Annotated in this window: 21 protein-coding genes and 1 riboswitch; of the genes, 18 read left to right on the forward strand and 3 right to left on the reverse strand. The window is 46.1% G+C overall.

Annotation, left to right across the window (positions count from 1 at the left end):
- Positions 1 to 111: 111 nt before the first annotated feature.
- A riboswitch (guanidine-I (ykkC/yxkD leader) is annotated at positions 112 to 219 on the forward strand.
- 84 nt (positions 220 to 303) lie between these two features.
- From MHI32_RS07690 to MHI32_RS07700, 3 genes are all read left to right on the forward strand, one after another.
- The gene (locus tag MHI32_RS07690; RefSeq protein ID WP_036675723.1) at positions 304 to 666 is read left to right on the forward strand and encodes a multidrug efflux SMR transporter; all 363 of its coding nucleotides are present in this window, start codon (positions 304 to 306) and stop codon (positions 664 to 666) included.
- On the forward strand, positions 667 to 981 hold the full coding sequence (locus tag MHI32_RS07695; RefSeq protein WP_076125196.1) for a multidrug efflux SMR transporter: 315 nt from the start codon (positions 667 to 669) through the stop codon (positions 979 to 981).
- Between the two features lie 135 nt (positions 982 to 1,116).
- Positions 1,117 to 2,016, forward strand: coding sequence for an aldo/keto reductase (locus MHI32_RS07700; protein WP_340012112.1), 900 nt, complete (start codon positions 1,117 to 1,119; stop codon positions 2,014 to 2,016).
- A gap of 668 nt (positions 2,017 to 2,684) precedes the next feature.
- Here MHI32_RS07700 and MHI32_RS07705 read toward each other — a convergent pair.
- Positions 2,685 to 3,758: a M42 family metallopeptidase gene (locus MHI32_RS07705; RefSeq protein ID WP_076185305.1), complete on the reverse strand. Its 1,074-nt coding sequence runs from the start codon at positions 3,756 to 3,758 to the stop codon at positions 2,685 to 2,687.
- A 563-nt stretch (positions 3,759 to 4,321) separates the two neighbouring features.
- Here MHI32_RS07705 and spoVAC point away from each other — a divergent pair.
- The 15 genes from spoVAC to MHI32_RS07780 all read left to right on the forward strand — a co-directional run bounded on the left by spoVAC (position 4,322) and on the right by MHI32_RS07780 (position 17,075).
- Complete coding sequence (gene spoVAC / locus MHI32_RS07710; protein WP_076125192.1) at positions 4,322 to 4,825, forward strand: stage V sporulation protein AC; 504 nt, start codon at positions 4,322 to 4,324, stop codon at positions 4,823 to 4,825.
- On the forward strand, positions 4,822 to 5,853 hold the full coding sequence (gene spoVAD, locus MHI32_RS07715) for a stage V sporulation protein AD (RefSeq protein WP_076185304.1): 1,032 nt from the start codon (positions 4,822 to 4,824) through the stop codon (positions 5,851 to 5,853). The genes spoVAC and spoVAD overlap by 4 nt, the downstream gene beginning before the upstream one ends.
- 2 nt (positions 5,854 to 5,855) lie before the next feature.
- Positions 5,856 to 6,206 carry a stage V sporulation protein AE gene (gene spoVAE / locus MHI32_RS07720; RefSeq protein WP_036675923.1) on the forward strand — a complete coding sequence of 117 codons (351 nt, stop codon included), beginning with the start codon at positions 5,856 to 5,858 and terminating at the stop codon, positions 6,204 to 6,206.
- 155 nt (positions 6,207 to 6,361) lie between these two features.
- Positions 6,362 to 7,318, forward strand: coding sequence for a MoxR family ATPase (locus MHI32_RS07725; protein ID WP_076125188.1), 957 nt, complete (start codon positions 6,362 to 6,364; stop codon positions 7,316 to 7,318).
- Position 7,319: 1 nt separating this feature from the next.
- Positions 7,320 to 8,564, forward strand: coding sequence for a DUF58 domain-containing protein (locus tag MHI32_RS07730; protein ID WP_340012113.1), 1,245 nt, complete (start codon positions 7,320 to 7,322; stop codon positions 8,562 to 8,564).
- 1 nt (position 8,565) lies between these two features.
- Positions 8,566 to 10,806, forward strand: coding sequence for a transglutaminase domain-containing protein (locus MHI32_RS07735; protein ID WP_340012114.1), 2,241 nt, complete (start codon positions 8,566 to 8,568; stop codon positions 10,804 to 10,806).
- 87 nt (positions 10,807 to 10,893) lie between these two features.
- A complete protein-coding gene (locus MHI32_RS07740) occupies positions 10,894 to 11,415 on the forward strand; it encodes a YqeG family HAD IIIA-type phosphatase (protein WP_036675921.1) in 522 nt (173 codons plus the stop codon).
- A 2-nt stretch (positions 11,416 to 11,417) separates the two neighbouring features.
- Positions 11,418 to 12,545 (forward strand): ribosome biogenesis GTPase YqeH, encoded by a 1,128-nt coding sequence (gene yqeH, locus MHI32_RS07745; RefSeq protein WP_076125182.1) that lies wholly within the window; start codon positions 11,418 to 11,420, stop codon positions 12,543 to 12,545.
- A 17-nt stretch (positions 12,546 to 12,562) separates the two neighbouring features.
- Positions 12,563 to 13,435 carry a shikimate dehydrogenase gene (aroE, locus tag MHI32_RS07750; protein WP_076307066.1) on the forward strand — a complete coding sequence of 291 codons (873 nt, stop codon included), beginning with the start codon at positions 12,563 to 12,565 and terminating at the stop codon, positions 13,433 to 13,435.
- A 67-nt stretch (positions 13,436 to 13,502) separates the two neighbouring features.
- Positions 13,503 to 13,796, forward strand: a complete 294-nt coding sequence (yhbY, locus tag MHI32_RS07755) for a ribosome assembly RNA-binding protein YhbY (protein ID WP_036675703.1) — start codon at positions 13,503 to 13,505, stop codon at positions 13,794 to 13,796.
- A 36-nt stretch (positions 13,797 to 13,832) separates the two neighbouring features.
- On the forward strand, positions 13,833 to 14,435 hold the full coding sequence (locus MHI32_RS07760; protein ID WP_076125178.1) for a nicotinate-nucleotide adenylyltransferase: 603 nt from the start codon (positions 13,833 to 13,835) through the stop codon (positions 14,433 to 14,435).
- Positions 14,407 to 14,985 (forward strand): bis(5'-nucleosyl)-tetraphosphatase (symmetrical) YqeK, encoded by a 579-nt coding sequence (gene yqeK, locus MHI32_RS07765; protein ID WP_076125176.1) that lies wholly within the window; start codon positions 14,407 to 14,409, stop codon positions 14,983 to 14,985. Before MHI32_RS07760 ends, yqeK begins: the two co-directional genes overlap by 29 nt.
- Positions 14,982 to 15,329 carry a ribosome silencing factor gene (gene rsfS / locus MHI32_RS07770; RefSeq protein WP_036675699.1) on the forward strand — a complete coding sequence of 116 codons (348 nt, stop codon included), beginning with the start codon at positions 14,982 to 14,984 and terminating at the stop codon, positions 15,327 to 15,329. Before yqeK ends, rsfS begins: the two co-directional genes overlap by 4 nt.
- Positions 15,326 to 16,249 (forward strand): S1-like domain-containing RNA-binding protein, encoded by a 924-nt coding sequence (locus MHI32_RS07775; RefSeq protein ID WP_036675697.1) that lies wholly within the window; start codon positions 15,326 to 15,328, stop codon positions 16,247 to 16,249. Before rsfS ends, MHI32_RS07775 begins: the two co-directional genes overlap by 4 nt.
- A gap of 55 nt (positions 16,250 to 16,304) precedes the next feature.
- Entirely contained in the window at positions 16,305 to 17,075 is a 771-nt protein-coding gene (locus MHI32_RS07780; RefSeq protein WP_038569469.1) for a class I SAM-dependent methyltransferase, read from the forward strand.
- An 889-nt stretch (positions 17,076 to 17,964) separates the two neighbouring features.
- Here the strand turns inward: MHI32_RS07780 and MHI32_RS07785 are convergent.
- Both MHI32_RS07785 and MHI32_RS07790 read right to left on the reverse strand, forming a co-directional pair.
- A complete protein-coding gene (locus MHI32_RS07785) occupies positions 17,965 to 18,123 on the reverse strand; it encodes a hypothetical protein (protein ID WP_036675694.1) in 159 nt (52 codons plus the stop codon).
- 132 nt (positions 18,124 to 18,255) lie between these two features.
- Entirely contained in the window at positions 18,256 to 19,212 is a 957-nt protein-coding gene (locus tag MHI32_RS07790) for a winged helix-turn-helix transcriptional regulator (protein WP_036675692.1), read from the reverse strand.
- Positions 19,213 to 19,237: the final 25 nt, after the last annotated feature.

Genomic DNA, 19,237 nt, shown 5'->3' on the forward strand with positions numbered 1-19,237 from the left:
ATATCTATTTTATAATTTTATGGAATTTTATACTATGATTTAATTACGCTCGGAATAGAAAAGGTTGCTTTTATACGCCCGATTTGCTACCATACGATGTAACTTAATCATTTATTTGTTTTCTAGGGTTCCGCAGCGGGTGCACAGCTGGTCTGGTCCGAGGGAAAACGCACGAACATTAAGTTTGTGTCTACACGGAGGGATAAAAGCCCGGGAGGTATCGCCATTTGGCGATGACCTTCCGGGCTTATTTGTTTGTCCGTGGGCAATCATAAGTTATGGAGAATTGAAGGAGGGCTTGAAATGAAAAAGAATTCAGAGTGGCTGAAGGTAGTTGGCGCTGCGATTTTCGAAGTCATGTGGGTCATAGGTTTAAAGCATGCTTCAAGCGTGTGGGAGTGGCTGATCACAGTTGTAGCCATAATCATAAGTTTCTATGTCATTATTTCAGCAAGCAGTAAATTACCGGTGGGTACCGTATATTCTGTATTTGTTGGGCTGGGAACCGCAGGAACAGTCATTGCGGACATGGTTTTATTCGGTGAACCCTTCAAGCTAATGAAGCTGGTACTGGTGGTTATTTTACTGGCAGGAGTTATAGGTCTGAAAATGGTAACTAACGAAACCAAAGATATCAAAGAAACTGAAATAAAGGGGGAGTCTTAAATGGCATGGGCATTTTTGGTTGTTGCAGGATTGTTTGAAATGTTCGGAGTGGCTATGATCAACAGGTTGAATAAATACCGGAATCTGCAGTCGTTTTTGCTGCTCTTCCTTGGTTTTGGAGGAAGTTTTCTTTTTCTATCATTTGCAATGAAAAGTTTGCCTATGGGCACAGCTTATGCGGTATGGACGGGGATCGGTGCATCCGGTGGAGCAATTTTGGGGATGCTTTTATATGGGGAGGCCAAAGACTGGCGGCGGGTTATCTGTATTTTTATGATACTGGGAGCGGCAGTGGGGCTGAAGTTGATAGCGTAGTTAGCAATCAATTTGTTACTTTTTCTCTCCTAAAGGAAAGATAAGTTATAAATTAGACACGATTCAGATGTTTCGAAAGGGTCATAAAGGTCGTATAAAGTAAGTATACAATTTATCGGTAAGGAGATTTTTACAATGACTAAGGATTCAATCGAGCATTTGGCTGAAATTGTGAAAGTGAACCGAGCTAACCGCATGCTGCTTCCAGACGGTACCTCTGTGCCTAGAATAGGACAGGGAACTTGGAATATGGGTGATGATGCTTCCCGTAGAGAGGAAGAAATTGCTGCTCTTAGATTAGGCGTGGAATTAGGCATGGATTTGATAGATACGGCGGAGATGTATGGGGAAGGAAACTCAGAGCTTTTAGTAGGTGACGCTATTAAAGGAATTCGGGATGACGTTTTTCTGGTATCCAAAGTATACCCACATAATGCCGGCAACGAGAATCTTATTCGCAGCTGTGAAGAAAGCTTGCAACGACTGAATACGGATCATCTGGATCTCTATTTACTGCACTGGCGGGGAGATATTCCGCTTGAAGTGACTGTGGAAGGCATGGAGAAACTGGTCTCTCAAGGTAAAATAGCAAGATGGGGTGTATCGAACCTCGATGTTGACGATATGAAAGAGCTGCTTAGTATAGCTGGGGGGACTCACTGTGCTATGAATCAGGTGCTGTATCATTTAGGGTCGAGGGGCATCGAAGCTGAATTGCTGCCATGGCAGAAAAGTCACCGCATGCCCGTAATGGCGTACTCTCCGCTTGCACAAGCAGGCGCGCTCCGCAAAGGGGTTATCGAGAGTGAGGCAGTTCAGGAAATCGCCCGTGTTCATAACGCAACCCCACTACAAATTATGTTAGCTTGGACGATCCGCGAGGAGGAGATCATTACGATTCCAAAAGCTTCTTCACGTGAGCATGTAATTGTGAATGCTGCTGCAGGTTTAATTACGCTGAGTGAAGAAGAAAGATGGAAGCTGGATGAGGCTTTCCCGATACCTTCGTGGAAAGTGCCGCTGGATATGAGTTGATATAGCTGTCAAAGAGCTCGCCGTTGAGGCGGGCTTTTTTATATGAAAAGAGATAGGGGGAGTCTCTATAGGACACAGATGATCTTAAACGCAGAATTATGCCACTTTTGGAGGAATATCGGACACCATAGTCGCTATTAGCATAAATGACACCAATTATGAGCCCATCTCTATGGAATAGTGTCACTGAGGTCCGCAACTTTACTCAAAAGGCTCTAAATTAGCAAATAGCGTCATCTGAGTCCGAAGCAATATGGGGAGCGTAAACAATAAACAACGTGGAGCCGTAAGCAAGCAACGTTGGGAGCGTAAACAATAAGCAATGTGTCGTCGCCGTAAGCAAGCAACGTTGGGAGCGTAAACAATAAACAATGTGTCGCCGTAAGCAAGCAACTTGAGAGCGTAAATAATAAACAACGTGTCGCCGTAAGCAAGTAACCTTGGGAGCGTAAACAATAAACAACGTGGGTTCGTAAGCATCATGGATTCGTCGTAGTACCAATGGCGGGATCAGCGGGCAACGGGGTTCATGAGCACAATTGTTTTTTAGAAGTAATATTGGGGTTTGTAAACACCACTGGGGCGCAAGTGACACAGGTCGTAAGCCCCGACCCAAAAAAGAGCAGCAATCCTTCAAAAAGGATCGCTGCTCTTTTAAAAATAAGAACTTAGCTGTTCTCAATAATCGTTTGCAGTGTAGTGCGGTCGAGGCCTTCTACCAGTTTAACTAACAGCTCTTTAGCAGCTTCGTAGTCATCGCTATGAATAACTGATGAAGCAGTATGAATGTAGCGGGAGCATATTCCGATGACTGCGGAAGGAACGCCGATGCCACTTACATGAACCTGACCTGCATCTGTTCCACCTTGGGAGACAAAATACTGGTATTTGATCTTGTGAGTATCCGCTGTGTCTTGTACATATTCGATTAAGCCGCGATGTGTAACCATCGTAGGATCATAAATGCGCAGGAGAGCGCCTTTTCCCAAATGGCCAAAGGCTTGGCTATCCCCGGTCATATCGGCAGCAGCGCTCGCATCCAAGCCGAAGAAAATGTCTGGGGACAGAAGATTAGCGGCTGTACGTGCTCCACGAAGTCCGACTTCCTCTTGTACAGTAGCACCAGCATAAACAGTATTAGGCAGCTTTTTGCCGTGTAATGACTTAACCAGCTCAATGGCGAGACCTACACCGTAACGGTTATCCCACGCTTTAGCCATGATTTTTTTAGGGTTGGCAAGCGGGGTGAACGGACAGATCGGCAGTATTTGTTGACCTGGTCTGACGCCAAAGCTTTCCGCTTCTTCACGGCTGTCTGCACCGATATCAATATACATTTTGCTAATTTCGCCCGTCTTGCCGCGTTCTTCTGCGCTTAGTAGGTGGATAGGCGTGCTGCCAACAACACCGGTCAATGTGCCTTTTGGTGTAATGATTTGGAGACGCTGGGAAGCAACAGCAGAAGCAAGCCATCCGCCTAGCGGTTGAAAACGAATCATCCCGGTGTTAGTAATTCCGGTGACCATAAAGCCCACTTCGTCAAAATGTCCAGCGACCATAATTTTTGGCCCGTTTTCCTCACCGCGCAATACGCCGAACAGACTTCCGAGACGATCCTGCACGAACTCTTCGGTATAAGGTGTCATAGCATCCTTGACGTAAGCGCGGAGTTCGCGCTCAAAGCCCGGGGCTGCAGGGAATTCGGTAAGTGTTTTGAATAGATCCAATGTTTCTTGATTCATTTGAAATCACTCCTTTATTAAAATATAAGGACGTATAAGCTTTGCGTTATACATCATCCTTATAGTTCTACGAGAAACGGTTGCCATCCAAAATGTACGACAACGTTATTTCTTCCTGCCACTTAGTATGAACATTGTGAGCTCACTTGTCCATGCTAAAGAGACAAATGAACACCCGGTGAACGCTCCGCGAATACAATGCAATAGGGGCTCTGGTGGCAGGAGCTTTAGAAAGGATGCGAAGGAAATGAGGGTAGCAGGTAGTGTACCCAAAAGAAGGGTGCAGGGAGGATACTCCAAAAGAAACCTAAAGGTTAGCGGAGCGCGCAGACGTTACTGGCGCCACAACTCTCTGGAAAAGGAAGCAGTGCTTATTCTTGTGCTGTTCTTGCTGCTGATAGTTGTGTTACTGTATTTTTCCTGAATTGGAGGGACATAACGAAGCGGGGTATGGCAAACAATAAGGAAAACTTCTAAGCGAAGAAACAACTTGAGGGGCTCAAAGTGAGTACTACTATGATGCTTGTCAGCCCCCTTCGCCTAACTTTCAGGAGGTGCCCTCAATGCCGGCGAAAACGAAAAAATCGGGTGTCAAGCTGAAGCTTGATACCCTGACCCCGCAAGATTACGAGAAATTGTCCAAGCCCTTTGTACCCGCTAGGCCCGTATTCAAAAACTGTGTGCGAGCATTTCTTGCTGGCGGCCTAATCTGTGTAATTGGACAAGGGATTCAGGAGGCTTATATGGCAATATTCGATATGACCTCCAAAGAAGCCGCAAGTCCAACTGTAGCGACGATGATTTTACTTTCTGTAATCCTGACCAGCTTTGGCGTGTATGACAAACTGGCGCAATGGGCCGGTGCAGGAACTGCGGTTCCGGTTACTGGTTTTGCGAACAGTATGTGCTCAGCAGCTCTTGAACATCGTGCGGAAGGACTTGTGCTGGGTGTGGGCGGCAATATGTTCAAGCTGGCGGGTTCAGTCATCGTATTTGGTGCCGTTGCTGCTTTCATAATTGGTATCGTCTATCTCTTTTTAGGCGTTGGCGGAGGTGCACATACATGAAACAGCTTGGCAGTCAGACTTGGGAGTTCACGAGCCGTCCCGTTATTTTAGGCTCTTCCGCTGTAGTGGGTCCTGAAGAGGGAGAGGGTCCATTAACGTCAGATTTTGATTTTATATTTGATTCCTTGGAAATGGGTGAAAAAACATGGGAAAAGGCTGAGCGGGCTCTTTTCGAAAAAGCCTCCCTATTGGCACTGATTAATGCAAACCTGGATAAGGAGAAGCTGGAGTTTTTTGTTGGCGGAGATTTGATGAACCAGATTATCAGCAGCTCCTTCGCGGCAAGAAAATTAGGTGTGCCTTATCTTGGAGTTTTTGGTGCTTGCTCCACTTCTATGGAGAGCCTTGCAATTGCCTCTATGATCGTTGATTCCGGAGGCAGCAAATACGTGCTCGCGGGAACATCCAGCCATAACTGTACGGTGGAGAAGCAATTTCGTTATCCTACCGAATACGGTTCACAGAAGCCGCCAACGGCGCAATATACGGTCACAGGCTCGGGCTGTGCTGTAGTAGGTCAGAATGATGGGACTGGCAACAATCCGGTAGTGGTCTCGGCTACCCTTGGACGAATAATGGATCTCGGTTTGACAGATCCTTTTAATATGGGAACAGCGATGGCACCGGCGGCGGCGGATACGATCACTGCGCATTTTCGGGATACAGGACTATCCCCCGGGCATTATGACTTAATTGTTACAGGTGATCTTGCATCTGTAGGCTTGCCCATTGCGAAAACCTTATTAGCTAAAGAAGGAATTCCAATGGAGCAAACAACCTTTGATGATTGTGGTTTGCTTATCTACAATTTGGAGAAACAGAAGTATGTGATCGCCGGAGGAAGTGGTTGCGGGTGTTCCGCGGTAGTGACTTATGGTCATATACTCAAGCGTATTAAAAAAGGTGAACTAAAACGGGTGCTGATTGTGGCAACTGGAGCCTTATTATCCCCATTGTCATACCAGCAGGGAGAGAGCATTCCGTGTGTGGCTCATGCTGTTGCTATAGAAAGTGGAGGTGGAGTTTAATGATGATTTACTTATGGGCTTTTCTGATCGGAGGAGCCATTTGCGTTATAGGCCAGCTGATGTTTGATGTATTGAAGCTGACACCTGCACATACGATGAGTACATTAGTTGTAGCCGGAGCGATTGCTGATGCTTTTGGCATCTATGATCCACTTGTGAAATTTGCGGGTGCGGGTGCAACCATTCCAATCACAAGCTTCGGTAACTCTTTGGTCCATGGAGCATTGACAGAGCTGGAGAGGGATGGCTGGATCGGTGTAGTTACAGGGATTTTTGATATCACGAGCGCAGGGATTTCGTCAGCGATTGTGTTCTCTTTCCTGGCTGCATTGGTTGTTCGGCCTAAAGGATAATGGGATTTTAGCGATTTAGATTAGAACCTGCGGGACATTTTGTCCTGCGGGTTTTTGGTTTGTTTACACTTCGTAAGCTTCAACAATGTACTTTGGGTCCCCTAATCATGTAAAATATAAATATTACTGCTTATTCTGACCTAGGAGGATCATATATGCCCGTTCGTCAAGAATCAATGCACATCATGAATGCTGTCCGTAATAATCTAGAATCCTGCATACTTGGAAAATCATTTGAAATACAATTGCTGCTAACAGCGCTGCTTGCCGGTGGTCATGTTCTGATCGAGGATGTACCGGGAACAGGAAAGACCCAGCTTATTCGCGCACTTTCCAGATCAATGTCCGGAGAGTATCGCCGGATACAATGTAATCCGGATATTCTTCCGAGTGATATTACCGGTGTATCTGTGTATCATCCGAGAGACGAGATGTTTCATTTCCGCCCAGGTCCAGTGATGACGAATATCCTGCTGGCCGATGAAATTAACCGAGCCACCACAAAGACACAATCCGCCCTTCTGGAAGTGATGGAGGAACGAAATGTAACCGTAGATGGGGAGACCTATCCGCTGCCGCATCCATTTATGTTGTGCGCCACCCAGAATCCGATAGATTTTGAGGGAACCTACACGTTGCCGGAAGCTCAGTTGGATCGGTTTATGCTAAGAATTAGTCTTGGTTATCCTGATGCAGCAACCGAAAAAAATCTATTGCTGAGCCATCAAGAAGGTCAACCAGTGGACAGGCTTACGGCTGTCACTAGTATGGAGCAGATCGCTAGTATTCAGGAGGAAATTCGTGAGATTTATATGAGTGATCCTGTACTGAATTACTTGTTAGATATTGTGCGCCAGACAAGAGAGCATCCGCTTGTATTGCTCGGTGCAAGTCCACGAGCTTCGTTATCGTTTATGCTGGCTTGTAAAGCTTATGCTTTCTTACAGGGAAGAGATTATGTGCTTCCAGATGACGTAAAGGTGCTTACTCCATTTGCCTTGGGTCATCGTATATTGCTGCGTCCAGAGTCGCGCCTAGATAATGTTAGCGTAGATTCACTGCTTCAAAAGCTTCTGCAGAGCATTCAAGTGCCTGTTACGATGAGGCAATAATATGAGACGTTATTTGTCTACGGTGGCAGCTCGCATTCAGCCTACTAAGTTCGCCAGCATCCTTGTAATTTGGAGTATTACTCTCTTATATGTACTATTTCAGGGCGGTAAAACTGCATTTATGTTGTTTATTATGGTCTCTGTACTTATTGCATATCTGATTGCTGGAGGTTTGGGAGGCGTTCGGCGGGCTAAGGGTGTTCGCAGTTTTTATGCCGAACAGGATAAGGGAGATTTGCTCTCTGCCGGTGGGTATCTTCGTGTAGGTCTGAAGGTCACAATCCCGGGGATTTTGCCTTTACCTTATGTAGTTGTTAGGGAAGTTCTGAAACGGCATAATGGCGAATCCTGGGTATTTGAGGAAAGCCTGATTCCCAGCCTCAGAGGACTTGGGGAACTGCGGTTTCAGACACCAGTTCTCGAACGGGGCACTTATACATTTTCAGATACGGATATCATCAGCCAAGATATTTTTGGCCTTGTTGAGCATAAAGGTACTTTTCTGGCTGAAGGCCAGTTTCAGGTGTTGCCTCGTGCAATCTATGTTCCGCGGTGGCAGTTATATGAAAGAAAATCCCGTCTTTCTGGGCCACAGACCTCTGTTGTTCAATCACGACGTGAGACTACCCAAATTAACGGTGTACGCGACTACGTATATGGCGACCGCCTAACACGCATTCATTGGAATGCAACGGCAAAGACAGGCTCGTGGAAGTCCAAAGAGTTCGAGCATGAGTCGATTCCCAAGACCATTCTAGTTCTGGACGGCTCTGCTTCTGCTTATACGAATTCGAATCAATTTGAACTCGCAGTCTCCGTCGCAGCCTCACTACTTGGATTCGGCATTCGAGAGCGAATTGGGATCGGTCTTTGCTGTTTGGATAAGACCACGAAGGTATTTGCACCTGTTGAAGGTGCTGCTGAGCGTCAGAAAATGATTCAATATTTGATCGATCTTAACGCCGAAGGGCACGGTCCACTCATATCCCGTTTGGAAAAAGGTTACCGTATGTTCCCTAAAGGCTCATACTTCGTGCTAATTAGTCCTCAACGTGGTCAGCCTGTACTGGATGCACTACGTTGGGCTGACAGCAGAGGGATGACTCCGTCGCACATTCATATAGGGAATTTTACAGAAACGAATAGCAGCACAGATTGGACAGACGTTCTAAGATCACGGGGGATTACAGGCTACAGCATTAGCTCACTGCAAGAGCTTCCCATAGTATTAGGAGGGGAAGTCTGATATGAGAAACTGGTGGAATCAGATGAAATTCTCCTGGCACCGTTCTTTAGGTCTATTGTGGCTTTTAATTATAGCCCACCAGTGGGTCTCTTATACGGAACCTATCTGGTTAAGACAGACAACTGCTGTTGTGTGGGCTGCATTAATAACGATCACTGTTATTGAAATCATAATTCCTGTAAAAGTTCAGATAAGGCTCTTTATTGAAGCGGCAGCTATTATTTATATCGTTTATCGGATACTTATCAATTATGGTATATACGTTGCTGATCCTTGGGCAACAACCCTCCCGGACAGACTGCAGGATATTGCAGTTCATATGGTGCCCTATATCTGGTTTGCTCTCGGAGCCTCAGCCCTGCTGCTGTTGTCGTCTTGGTGGGCATCCTCAAAAAGACGTATTTTATGGTTTATAGGAATGAACATAGTGGCCTTGGCTGCCTTGGATTCCTTTACATCTATTGTTTTGTGGCAGGAAGTAGCCTGGACGGTATTTGCGGGGATGGGCTGGCTGGTCAGCCAGCATCTGAGAAGCTTCCAGCTTCAATATCCGCGTGGTTGGGTGCATCTGCTGAAATATCCCACGAAAATAGTCATTAATATTGCCATCGTCTTCTCTTTGGTCATCCTAATTGGAGTGAATATGCCTGGGGTAAGGCCTACCCTAACCGATCCTTATACCGCTTGGCAAGATTGGAATGGGATTGGGAAGTCTTCTGGGAAGGGCACAGTTGGGACCACGAAATCTGAGATGGGTTCTGTCTCCCCTACTAACAATACTTCGTCAGGCTACAGTCTGAATGATGATCAACTAGGTGGCGGCTTTACCTTCGATTATACACCGGTGATGACAGTGGTTTCTGATTTGCGTATTTATATGCGGGGAGAAACGCGCAGATTATATTCCGGAAGAGGTTGGGTCGATAGAGACCGGTTAAATCGGGGACCTCTAGAAGCGATGGATGTAGGTGAAGCTTTAGAGAGCAGTGTGGGTTCTAAAGTAAATACACGAACACTGAAACAAACAGTAACCGTGCTTAATAATAATGAATTTCCCGTACTATTTGGCACTTATTCAGTATCTTCGGTGGATTCTTTAAATGGGGAAAAAGCTGGAGATGGACTCTCCTGGAGAAGCCGAGACAGCGAGCTGATCTGGGATGTGGATGGGAAAAAACTCGCTTATCCGTCTACTTTTGAGGTGACGTCTGAGATTCCTGTAATTCCTGTTCAAGAATTGACAACAAAGACGTATGAGGAGCTATATAAAGGGAACGATTTGGAGAAAATGTTTCTTCAACTGCCTAACGATTTTCCTAAAAGAGTCAGGGAGCTGGCTGAGGAAATCACGGCTGAAGGAAAAACGCCGTATGAAAAAACAGCGCTTTTGCAACAATACTTACAACAAACCTTTCCATATACCAATAATCCAGATATATCACGTGTCACAAGCAACGATTTTGTAGAAGGGTTTTTGTTTGAGTTAAAGGAAGGTTACTGTGATTATTATTCTACGGCACTGGTTACTATGGCGCGCTCTCTGAACATCCCTGCACGGTGGGTTAAGGGGTACGCACCTGGGGAACAGCCAGAAATCCCAATGAATCCGGCACAACAGCAATCAGGCACAGTGAATAATAACTATACAATTACCAATGCGGATTCCCACTCTTGGGCTGAGGTTTATTTTGGTGATTATGGTTGGATTCCAGTTGAAGCTACACCTGGATTTAATATTCCGCTTTTAACTCAGAGTGAGCAAACCCCTGAAGTCGAACCAGAAGATCAAAAAGAGCAGGCAGAACCTACACCAGCGCCTGTGAATAACGCACAAGAAGATCAAGGGTTTCATGTAGGTCTATGGGTTGTTGTGGCAGCTGTAGTGGTGTTGCTGTCCTGGGCGATTTTTATAGTTTGGCATAGACGCTTTAAGCTTCGCTTCTTCATGCAGCAGCTGCGCAATGGCCGGCCTTTAACGCCAGATCAGAAAGTAGTGGCGGAAACTGAGCGTTGGGTAAGGTATTTGCATCGCAAGGGAATGCTAAAAGAAGAACACGAAACTTTACGTGAAGCCGTAGATCGCTGGAGTGGAGAACGGCCGGCAGTGGCTGATCATCTACACTCGCTACTAACAATGTTCGAAAAGGCGAAATATAGCCCTGAGGTTATTGAAGACAAAGACTGGCAGAGCGTGTATACTGAAGCTTTGTGGGTGCGGAGAAAAATGAGATCCAAGAAATAACACTTTGCGTGAAAGTATAGCTACAGATTTATTTGCGATGCGCAAGGAGTATGTTATAGTTTTTTGTATGAAATCGAGGTGAACGTATTGTTTGAAATGTTAGTTCCCAAACTCCGGGTGAATACGGTATTCGATATTGCTCTGGACGAGCTGTATAGACAGGGATATCGCGGAATCATCACGGATCTGGATAACACACTGGTCGGTGCCAAAGCGCCTGTGGCTACTCCGGAGCTGTTGTTATGGTTCGAAAAGGTGAAGGAACTGGGCTTTAAGCTCATCATCGTATCTAACAATAACATGGAACGGGTGTCCCGCTTTGCAACACCGCTTAATATTGAATTTGTGCACCAGGCTCGTAAACCGAGTAATGCTCCTTTTCTCAAAGCGATGAAGCAGATGGAGCTGCCCCCTGAACAAACGATTGTGGTGGGAGACCAAATGCTTACTGATGTATACGGCGGCAATCGCCTTGGCCTGTATACTGTTTTGGTACTGCCAATCTCCGTCAAGGACGAGGGGTTCGGCACAAGGTTTAATCGCCGGGTAGAGCGGGTTGCTCTGACACGGCTTCGCAAAAAAGGATTGTGGCACGAGGAGGATAAATAGTAATGAACGAACAAAGCGAAACACAGCGTCCTGAGAAGTGCAGCGGTTGCGGCATCAAGCTTCAGACGGAGCATAAGGATCAACCAGGATATCTTCCGGAGGTTGCACTTGAACGGGACCCGGTGATTTGCCAACGCTGTTTCCGGATTAAAAATTATAATGAGGCTTCATCTGTTTCGGTGAATCAGGATGAATTTCTTCGCCTGCTGAGTGGAGTAGGAGAGAAGAATGCGCTTGTTATTCATATTGTCGATATCTTCGATTTCGAAGGCAGTCTGATTTCCGGCCTGCAGCGGTTTGTTGGCAATAACCCTGTTATTCTTGCAGTGAATAAATGTGACTTGCTGCCGAAGGTTACAAACTGGAACAAGTTGCGTAACTGGATGCAGCAGCGCTGTAAAGAGGAAGGCTTGCGGACGGCTGAAATCGTACTTTGCAGTGCGAAACGCAATCAAGGTTTTGACCGTTTGCTGGAAGCCGTAACGGAGTTGCGCGGTCAACGCGACGTATATGTAGTGGGTGCTACCAATGTGGGCAAATCCACACTTATTAATCGTCTGATTTCGGACTATAGCGATTTAGAGCAGGAGTTAACGACTTCACGTTACCCTGGCACAACACTCGATACGGTCAAAATTCCACTGGATGACGGCCACTACATTATAGATACTCCAGGGATTGTGTATCCTTGGCGTTATAGTGAATTAGTTGAGCGTCAGGATCTGGATGCAGTTATGCCTGCCAATCCTTTGAAGCCGACAGTCTATCAGTTGAACGAAGGACAGACTCTTTTCTTCGGTGGATTGGGACGATTTGATTTCGTACAAGGCCCGCATCAATCCTTCACTTGCTTTATTAGTGGTACTTTAAAAATCCATCGCACGAAGCTGGAACGCGCAGATTCCCTCTATCAGGATCATCGCGGTGAAATGCTGTCTCCACCGGGAAGTGACCGGATGGACAAGCTGCCACCTTGGCAGCGGCATGAGTTCCGGATTAACCGGGGCAGCAGAGCCGATCTGTATATTTCGGGTCTGGGCTGGATTAAGGTTAATGGAACTGAAGGTGCAGTTGTGGCCATTCATGTTCCGCGTGGTGTGAAGGTGCTTACCCGCCCTTCGATGATTTAACGAGGGAGGATAATCTATTGTCTACAACTGCAGTCGAAGGCTACAATAGCGGTAATATTCTACTCGGTGTAATGGGAGATCCTATTATACAATCCAAATCTCCAATTATGCATGAAGCAGCGCTGCAAGCGCTGGGAATTCCGGGTGCTTATGTACCGCTTCACATCCGCCCGGAGAAGCTGGGCGATGCGGTGCAAGCGATCCGTACGCTTGGTTTCCGTGGAGTGAATGTGACGATTCCGCATAAGGTTGCGGTGATGCAATATTTGGATGTATTAGATGAGAGTGCAGTAGCCGTTGGTGCAGTCAATACGATTGTTAATGATAACGGAGTGCTCACCGGATATAATACGGATGGGATCGGTTATGTGCGTTCGCTCAAAGCGGAAGCTATTTCTGATTTGTCTGGTGTGAAGATTATGGTTATCGGGGCCGGTGGAGCAGCAAGAGGAATTGTTGCCGCACTACTTCAGGAGAAGCCTTCTTCAATCATTATTGCTAATCGCAGTGTTGATAAGGCAGAGGACTTGGCGTCACAGTGCCGGAGCAAAGGGAATGTCATCGGGATTAGCATGAACGAAGTAGCAGAAATGCTAAGTGGTGTAGACGTGCTGATCAATACTACCTCCGTAGGTATGTATCCTCATATGGATGAGACACCGATAGATCCTGGACTGCTTCGTAAAGGAATGGTCGTAAGCGATCTGATTTATAATCCGCTGCGTACGCGGCTATTGTTGGAAGGACTCGAACGGGGCTGTACGATTCATGGAGGCCTTGGTATGTTTGTCTATCAGGGAGCTTATGCACTGGAGTATTGGACAGGGCAGCCTGCGCCTACGGAAATCATGCGGCAGACCATTCTCGATTGCTTGGGTGGAAATGAGTAAGAAATGGATTCATCAAGTTAGGGTAATAATAGGTAATAATATATGTTAATTAAGGAGTTATTCATTTATGTTAACTGGTAAACAAACACGGTATCTTCGTTCATTGGCGCACCATCTCGATCCTATTTTTCAAGTGGGCAAAGGTGGAGTAAATGATCACCTCGTACGCCATATTGAAGAAGCTATTGAGAAGCGCGAGCTTATGAAGATTAGTATACTGAGCAATAATATTGAGAATCCCAAGGAAATTGGCGCTGCTCTGGCTGAACAATCGGGTTCTGAGCTTGTGCAAGTGATCGGTAAGACTGTCGTTCTATACAAAGAATCACGTGATAACAAAACCATTGAGCTGCCGCGTTAATAGCTGTAAGTATACCTTACCGAGGAGGTCGTCCTCTTGAAAGTTGGAATTATGGGAGGTACCTTTGATCCTCTTCATATCGGTCATATGATGGCAGCGGAAGCCGCAAGAGATACTTATGGTCTGCAAGAGGTATGGTTTATGCCTTCACATATCCCGCCTCATAAACATGAGGCGGGTGTATCTGGAGAAGACCGACTAGCCATGGTGCAGGAAGCGGTGAAGAATCATGAAGCTTTTTGCACATTAGATTGGGAAGTGGTCAGAGGTGGCGTCTCCTATACCTATGAGACCATAAGACGTCTGCAAGAGGAGTATCCGCATTTCGATCTTTATTTCATCATTGGAGCGGATATGGTTCAGTATTTGCCGAAATGGAACGAGATTGAAGAACTGGTGCAGCGGCTTACATTTATTGGTGTGGGTCGTCCGGGAACACCTCTTGATCTAGATGCATTGCCAGACTTTATAGCAAAGAAGGTATTGCTTGCAGATATGCCACTGGTGGATATTTCGTCAACGATGTTAAGAGAACGGGCGGCAGCAGGTAAATCTATTCGTTATATGGTTCCAGAGGCAGTGTTCGATTATGTTCAAAGGAGTGGATTGTATGGCATACAGCCGCGAAGCACTGATTGAAGCAGTCTCTGCACAGATGCCTGATAAGCGCTGGAAGCATACACTCGGCGTGATGGAGACATCTATTCAACTGGCGAAGCAATATGGTGCTGACCCTGAGCGTGCAGAGACAGCAGCAATTCTGCATGATGTGGCCAAGTATTGGCCGGTTGAGCGTATGAAGGAGATCATTGAACAAAATCAATTAAATTTGGATCTTCTGGTGTATGACAAGCAGATGTGGCATTCGGAAGTAGGCGCCTTTGTAGCTGAGAAAGACTATGGGATTACGGATCCTGATATTATCAATGCGATTCGTTTCCATACCTCAGGCCGTGAAGACATGAGTTTACTTGAAAAGATCGTCTGCTTAGCTGACTACATCGAGCCTGGGCGTGATTTTCCCGGGGTTGATAAGATACGCGAGAAGGCACAAGTAAGTTTGGAAGAAGGATTAGTCGCTGGGTTCGATTCTACGATTAGTTTGTTACTGGAGAAACGCCGGGTGATTTTCCCCTTAACGGTACTGGCGCGTAATGATTTAGTTAGAATATTGGAGGATAAAATATGAGTGTACAACCAAGCAAGCTGTTAGAACTGGCCCTTAAGGCTGTTGAAGATAAAAAAGCAATGAACGTCGTGGCACTAGATCTACGTAATGTTTCACCAATCAGTGATTACTTTATCGTATGTCACGGTAACTCGGATATTCAGGTACAGGCGATCGCTACCGAAGTCCGTAAAGTGGTTCATGAAGCAGGCGGAGTGATCAAAGGGATTGAAGGCATGGATTCAGCACGCTGGGTGCTGATGGATCTTGGCGATGTTATCGTTCATATATTCCACCGCGATGAGCGTGAATATTACAATATCGAGCGTCTGTGGTCCGATGCCAAGGTTGTGGAAACTGTATGAGCCTGATTGCAGGAACTACGGTTACACTTCATGTAGAGCGGGAAGTTTCGCCATACGGATTTTTTCTGAATGCTGGAGACCAAGATGTTATGCTGCATTATACGGAGCTGACAGAGAAGGTAAAAGCCGGCGATAAAGTTGAAGTTTTCATTTTCTTTGATACCGAGGACCGTCTTGCGGCAACGATGAAAAAACCATTTCTGACGCTGGGCGAGATGGCGTTATTGGAAGTGGCTGATATTCATCCGCGTCTGGGCTGCTTTTTGGAGATGGGTCTTGGACGTCAGCTGCTGCTGCCTATCCGTGAGCTTCCAGAGCTTCCAGAGCTGCGTCCGCAGGTTGGGGACTATGTGTTTGCGATCATGGAGCATGATAAACAGGGGCGTCTGCGTGCCAAGCTGGCCGGAGAACAGGAGCTTGCTCCTCTAGCTCTGCCTGCACCTGAATCTTGGATGGGACAGACTGTAACAGCCCGAGTGTATAAGCCGCTGCAAATGGGTACTTTTGTACTTGTGGATGCGGGTGTGCTAGGCTTTGGGATTATCGGTATGGTCCATTCCTCGGAGCGGAGCCGTCTGCTGCGTCTTGGTGAGCAGTTTGAAGCACGTGTCTCTCATATCCGTGAAGATGGACGTGTTAACCTTTCTATGGGTCTTCGTAAAGAAGTGGGGATGGATGTAGATTCCGCCGCACTTTTGGAGTTCTTAAATGCTCGTCCAGGTGGAGCGATGCCTTATTCGGATGCTACGCCGCCAGATATTATCAAACAACGGTTCGGAATCAGTAAATCCGCCTTCAAGCGTGCACTTGGGAAGCTGATGAAGGAAGGCCATATTACTCAAAAAGAGAACTGGACGTATCTTGTTGCTAAGGATAATGAAGAAGGAACAACCGAAGGGCAAGAAGAAACGACGGATTAAGCTACGATTCAATAGACGGAATTTATAAAATGTTGTTATAGAAAGCGGTGTAATTGTGTCTTCCTATGGGAAATTTGCTTATGTATACGATGAGCTTATGGCAGATATGCCGTATCCAGATTGGATATCCTTTGCTGAAGCCGCATGGAGTAAATACGGCAAACCGTTAACTGTAGCCGAGCTTGGCTGCGGAACAGGAAGTATTACAATTCCTTTGGCGGGTTCAGGATATCATATGACCGGAATCGATTTATCTTCTGATATGCTCTCAGTGGCACAGCGCAAAATGGAGGAGCATCCCCAGGGACGGCGTTTTTTGCGCGAAGGCAGTGTTCGTTGGATTAGACAAAACATGAAGGAATGGGAGCTTCCGGAGCTGGTGGATTCTGTAATTTCCTTTTGTGATTGTCTGAATTATGTGTTGGAAGAGGATGACATCAGCGCTGTTTTTGCCAGTACCTATGCAGGGTTAAAGCAAGGCGGAACCTTCCTGTTCGATGTGCATCATCCAAACACACTAATTCGTTATGAAGAAGAACAGCCCTTTATTCTGGACGAGCCATCTGTTTCTTATATTTGGACTTGTGAGATGGATGTTCCACGCCGCGAAATTGAACATCATCTGTCCATTTTTGCCCGTGAAGACGGACATAGCGATCGCTATCGCCGATTCGAAGAGACCCATATTCAGCGCGCCTACGATCCTAACTGGATGAAGGAAGAGCTGCTTAAGGCTGGGTTTAGTGATGTGAAGATCTACGCCGATTTCGAGTGGGTAGAGGCAGAAGATGATGCTGAACGATTATTTTATGTAGCTATAAAATAATTATTCAAAATGCTAAGAGGGGCTGTCCCATAAGCTATGAAAATAGCTGCTGGGACAGCCCCTTTTTTTGACTTTAGCTTATTGCTGGGGGAAGCGAGTGGAATGCTGCTGTTAGAAGCACATAGGTTGACGCTGCCGGAAACAAGTAGGTTCCCGCAATTGAATGCTCATGCATTGCCGCTTTGCGGAAGCGTGTAGGTTCCCGCAATCGAATGCTCATGCATTACCGCTTTGCGGAAGCGTGTAGGTTCTCGCTCTCGAATGCTCATGCATTACCCTTTACGGAAGCGTGTGGGTTTTCACTACCCATCACGCATGCATGCACAAGTACCATCAGATATACGTATTAGTAGTAGCGATCGGACCCAGCGGACCTTATACGCAGCATTTTCCAATATTTTGGGTGCTATCGGACTCCATTGCAGCTATTGGCTTGAAAAACGTCCAATATTGGTCATTTTCCAATGGATAGCGTCACTGGAGTCCGAAAACATGCTCCAAGAGCTAAAAATATGCAAATAACGTCATCTGGGTCCGTAAGCCACGTAAGCCGCGTAAGCCGCGTAAGCCAGTAAGCCGCGTAAGCCACGTAAGACACGTAAGCCGCGTAAGCCACGTAAGCCACGTAAGCCAGTAAGCCGCGTAAGCCACGTAAGCCACGTAAGCCAGTAAGCCACGTAAGTCACGTAAGCCACGTGAGATACGTGAGATGATGGAGACAAGGTTGGAGCAACCAGCTAGCGCCCCAAACATAAACAGCGCTTCTCCGATATCAGGAGAAGCGCTGTTTTTTTATGACGTCATCCGTTGGAGCAGCTTGTAATTGCGCCAACATAAGAAATACAAAATAAACCGGGCAGTGTTCATACCACCCGGCATCTTCCAATCCTTACCGATGCTCAAACAGATCAATGGCACCCAATACGACATGAGCCAGACCAAATCCAAGTACGCCTGTTGCTGCCATCTTATACTTGCTTCCAAGAAAAGCGGCGCTAGAAGCGGTTACGACGGTTCCAAGAACAGCGGGAATTAGACCTTCACGCATTCGAAACACTCCTTCTCGGTGGTTTGGGAGACAAAGTTATTATGGTTCAATATCGAAAAAATATACGAAGCACAAAAAGACCCTAAATCAGCGTTAGCTGAATCTAGGGTCTTTTTATTTAAGCAGGGTTGGTTACTCTGCTATTATAACAGCGTTACGAGGGAGGCCCTCTCCAACTTCATGTACATCATACAACACACGTGCCAGTAGGTCCTGGCTATAATTGCCGAAATGTTTTCCGTAAATCGTGAGTCCGCGTTTGTTTGTAGGCTTGTCGGTTACTGCGATACGGAATGTGAGTTCACTTTTGTAATCCAATTGGATATCATCAAGGGTCACGTCAGAAATCCGACAGCCATCAATAAAGCTGCCTTCATTATTGATACGGATCAGCTTCAGCATACCGTATTGGTTTAGGTGCGGAGGCCACCAATCGGGGTTAAATGTTCCCCGGGTATCTCCGAAATCGCCAGGGCTAGTCCAGAATCCGATTTCAATTCCATTTAAATAGAAATAAAGGTCGGACGGATAGTTATCGTTAGACCCAGGAGCTTCAGAGCCGATCTCCATCGAGAACTGAATTTCGCGGAACGTTTGGTTGGCTTTAAGGTAGTTCGGAATTCTATATTCGAGGAACCCTTCGGCCATCCAAATAATTTCGGATTCAATTCGCTGCGGATCTGCAAAATAACGCGGCTCGTCGAAATCCCCGATGATGCTGTCTTTGGTAGCCAGTCCACAAGTTGGAACAGCCTGATAGTTGCTGTAATGACCTACTTGAATTTCTACTTCGTAAAGATTATCAACATCCTTGCTGCGAAGGTCAACAATAAGCTTGTCCTTATTTAAATAGCAGACCTTTTGAATACCGTGTTTACCCACTGATGTGTTTATCTCAATGAGACCGCTTTCTTCTAACTTTTTAATATGCATGGTGATGGCGCCGTTGCTGAGGTTCAGTTTTTTGGCAATTTCATTAAGGTTCAAGGCTTGATTGGTGGCAAGGAGCTCTAAAATGAGGATTCTGATTTCTGAGCTTAGTGCCTTAAAAATTTCTAATCCACTCATTAAATCTTTAATATAGATCATTTTATCAATACCTTCTTCCGATTAC

It is taken from the genome of Paenibacillus sp. FSL H7-0690 (assembly GCF_037980415.1).
Classification (GTDB): domain Bacteria; phylum Bacillota; class Bacilli; order Paenibacillales; family Paenibacillaceae; genus Paenibacillus_AQ; species Paenibacillus_AQ odorifer.

What these genes read in the sequence shown, in the direction of transcription:
- MHI32_RS07690 (WP_036675723.1), top strand. Translation starts at nt 304, where the DNA reads ATGAAAAAGAATTCAGAGTGGCTGAAGGTAGTTGGCGCTGCGATTTTC.
- MHI32_RS07695 (WP_076125196.1), top strand. Translation starts at nt 667, where the DNA reads ATGGCATGGGCATTTTTGGTTGTTGCAGGATTGTTTGAAATGTTCGGA.
- MHI32_RS07700 (WP_340012112.1), top strand. Translation starts at nt 1,117, where the DNA reads ATGACTAAGGATTCAATCGAGCATTTGGCTGAAATTGTGAAAGTGAAC.
- MHI32_RS07705 (WP_076185305.1), bottom strand. Translation starts at nt 3,758, where the DNA reads ATGAATCAAGAAACATTGGATCTATTCAAAACACTTACCGAATTCCCT.
- spoVAC (WP_076125192.1), top strand. Translation starts at nt 4,322, where the DNA reads ATGCCGGCGAAAACGAAAAAATCGGGTGTCAAGCTGAAGCTTGATACC.
- spoVAD (WP_076185304.1), top strand. Translation starts at nt 4,822, where the DNA reads ATGAAACAGCTTGGCAGTCAGACTTGGGAGTTCACGAGCCGTCCCGTT.
- spoVAE (WP_036675923.1), top strand. Translation starts at nt 5,856, where the DNA reads ATGATTTACTTATGGGCTTTTCTGATCGGAGGAGCCATTTGCGTTATA.
- MHI32_RS07725 (WP_076125188.1), top strand. Translation starts at nt 6,362, where the DNA reads ATGCCCGTTCGTCAAGAATCAATGCACATCATGAATGCTGTCCGTAAT.
- MHI32_RS07730 (WP_340012113.1), top strand. Translation starts at nt 7,320, where the DNA reads ATGAGACGTTATTTGTCTACGGTGGCAGCTCGCATTCAGCCTACTAAG.
- MHI32_RS07735 (WP_340012114.1), top strand. Translation starts at nt 8,566, where the DNA reads ATGAGAAACTGGTGGAATCAGATGAAATTCTCCTGGCACCGTTCTTTA.
- yqeH (WP_076125182.1), top strand. Translation starts at nt 11,418, where the DNA reads ATGAACGAACAAAGCGAAACACAGCGTCCTGAGAAGTGCAGCGGTTGC.
- yhbY (WP_036675703.1), top strand. Translation starts at nt 13,503, where the DNA reads ATGTTAACTGGTAAACAAACACGGTATCTTCGTTCATTGGCGCACCAT.
- yqeK (WP_076125176.1), top strand. Translation starts at nt 14,407, where the DNA reads ATGGCATACAGCCGCGAAGCACTGATTGAAGCAGTCTCTGCACAGATG.
- rsfS (WP_036675699.1), top strand. Translation starts at nt 14,982, where the DNA reads ATGAGTGTACAACCAAGCAAGCTGTTAGAACTGGCCCTTAAGGCTGTT.
- MHI32_RS07775 (WP_036675697.1), top strand. Translation starts at nt 15,326, where the DNA reads ATGAGCCTGATTGCAGGAACTACGGTTACACTTCATGTAGAGCGGGAA.
- MHI32_RS07785 (WP_036675694.1), bottom strand. Translation starts at nt 18,123, where the DNA reads ATGCGTGAAGGTCTAATTCCCGCTGTTCTTGGAACCGTCGTAACCGCT.
- MHI32_RS07790 (WP_036675692.1), bottom strand. Translation starts at nt 19,212, where the DNA reads ATGATCTATATTAAAGATTTAATGAGTGGATTAGAAATTTTTAAGGCA.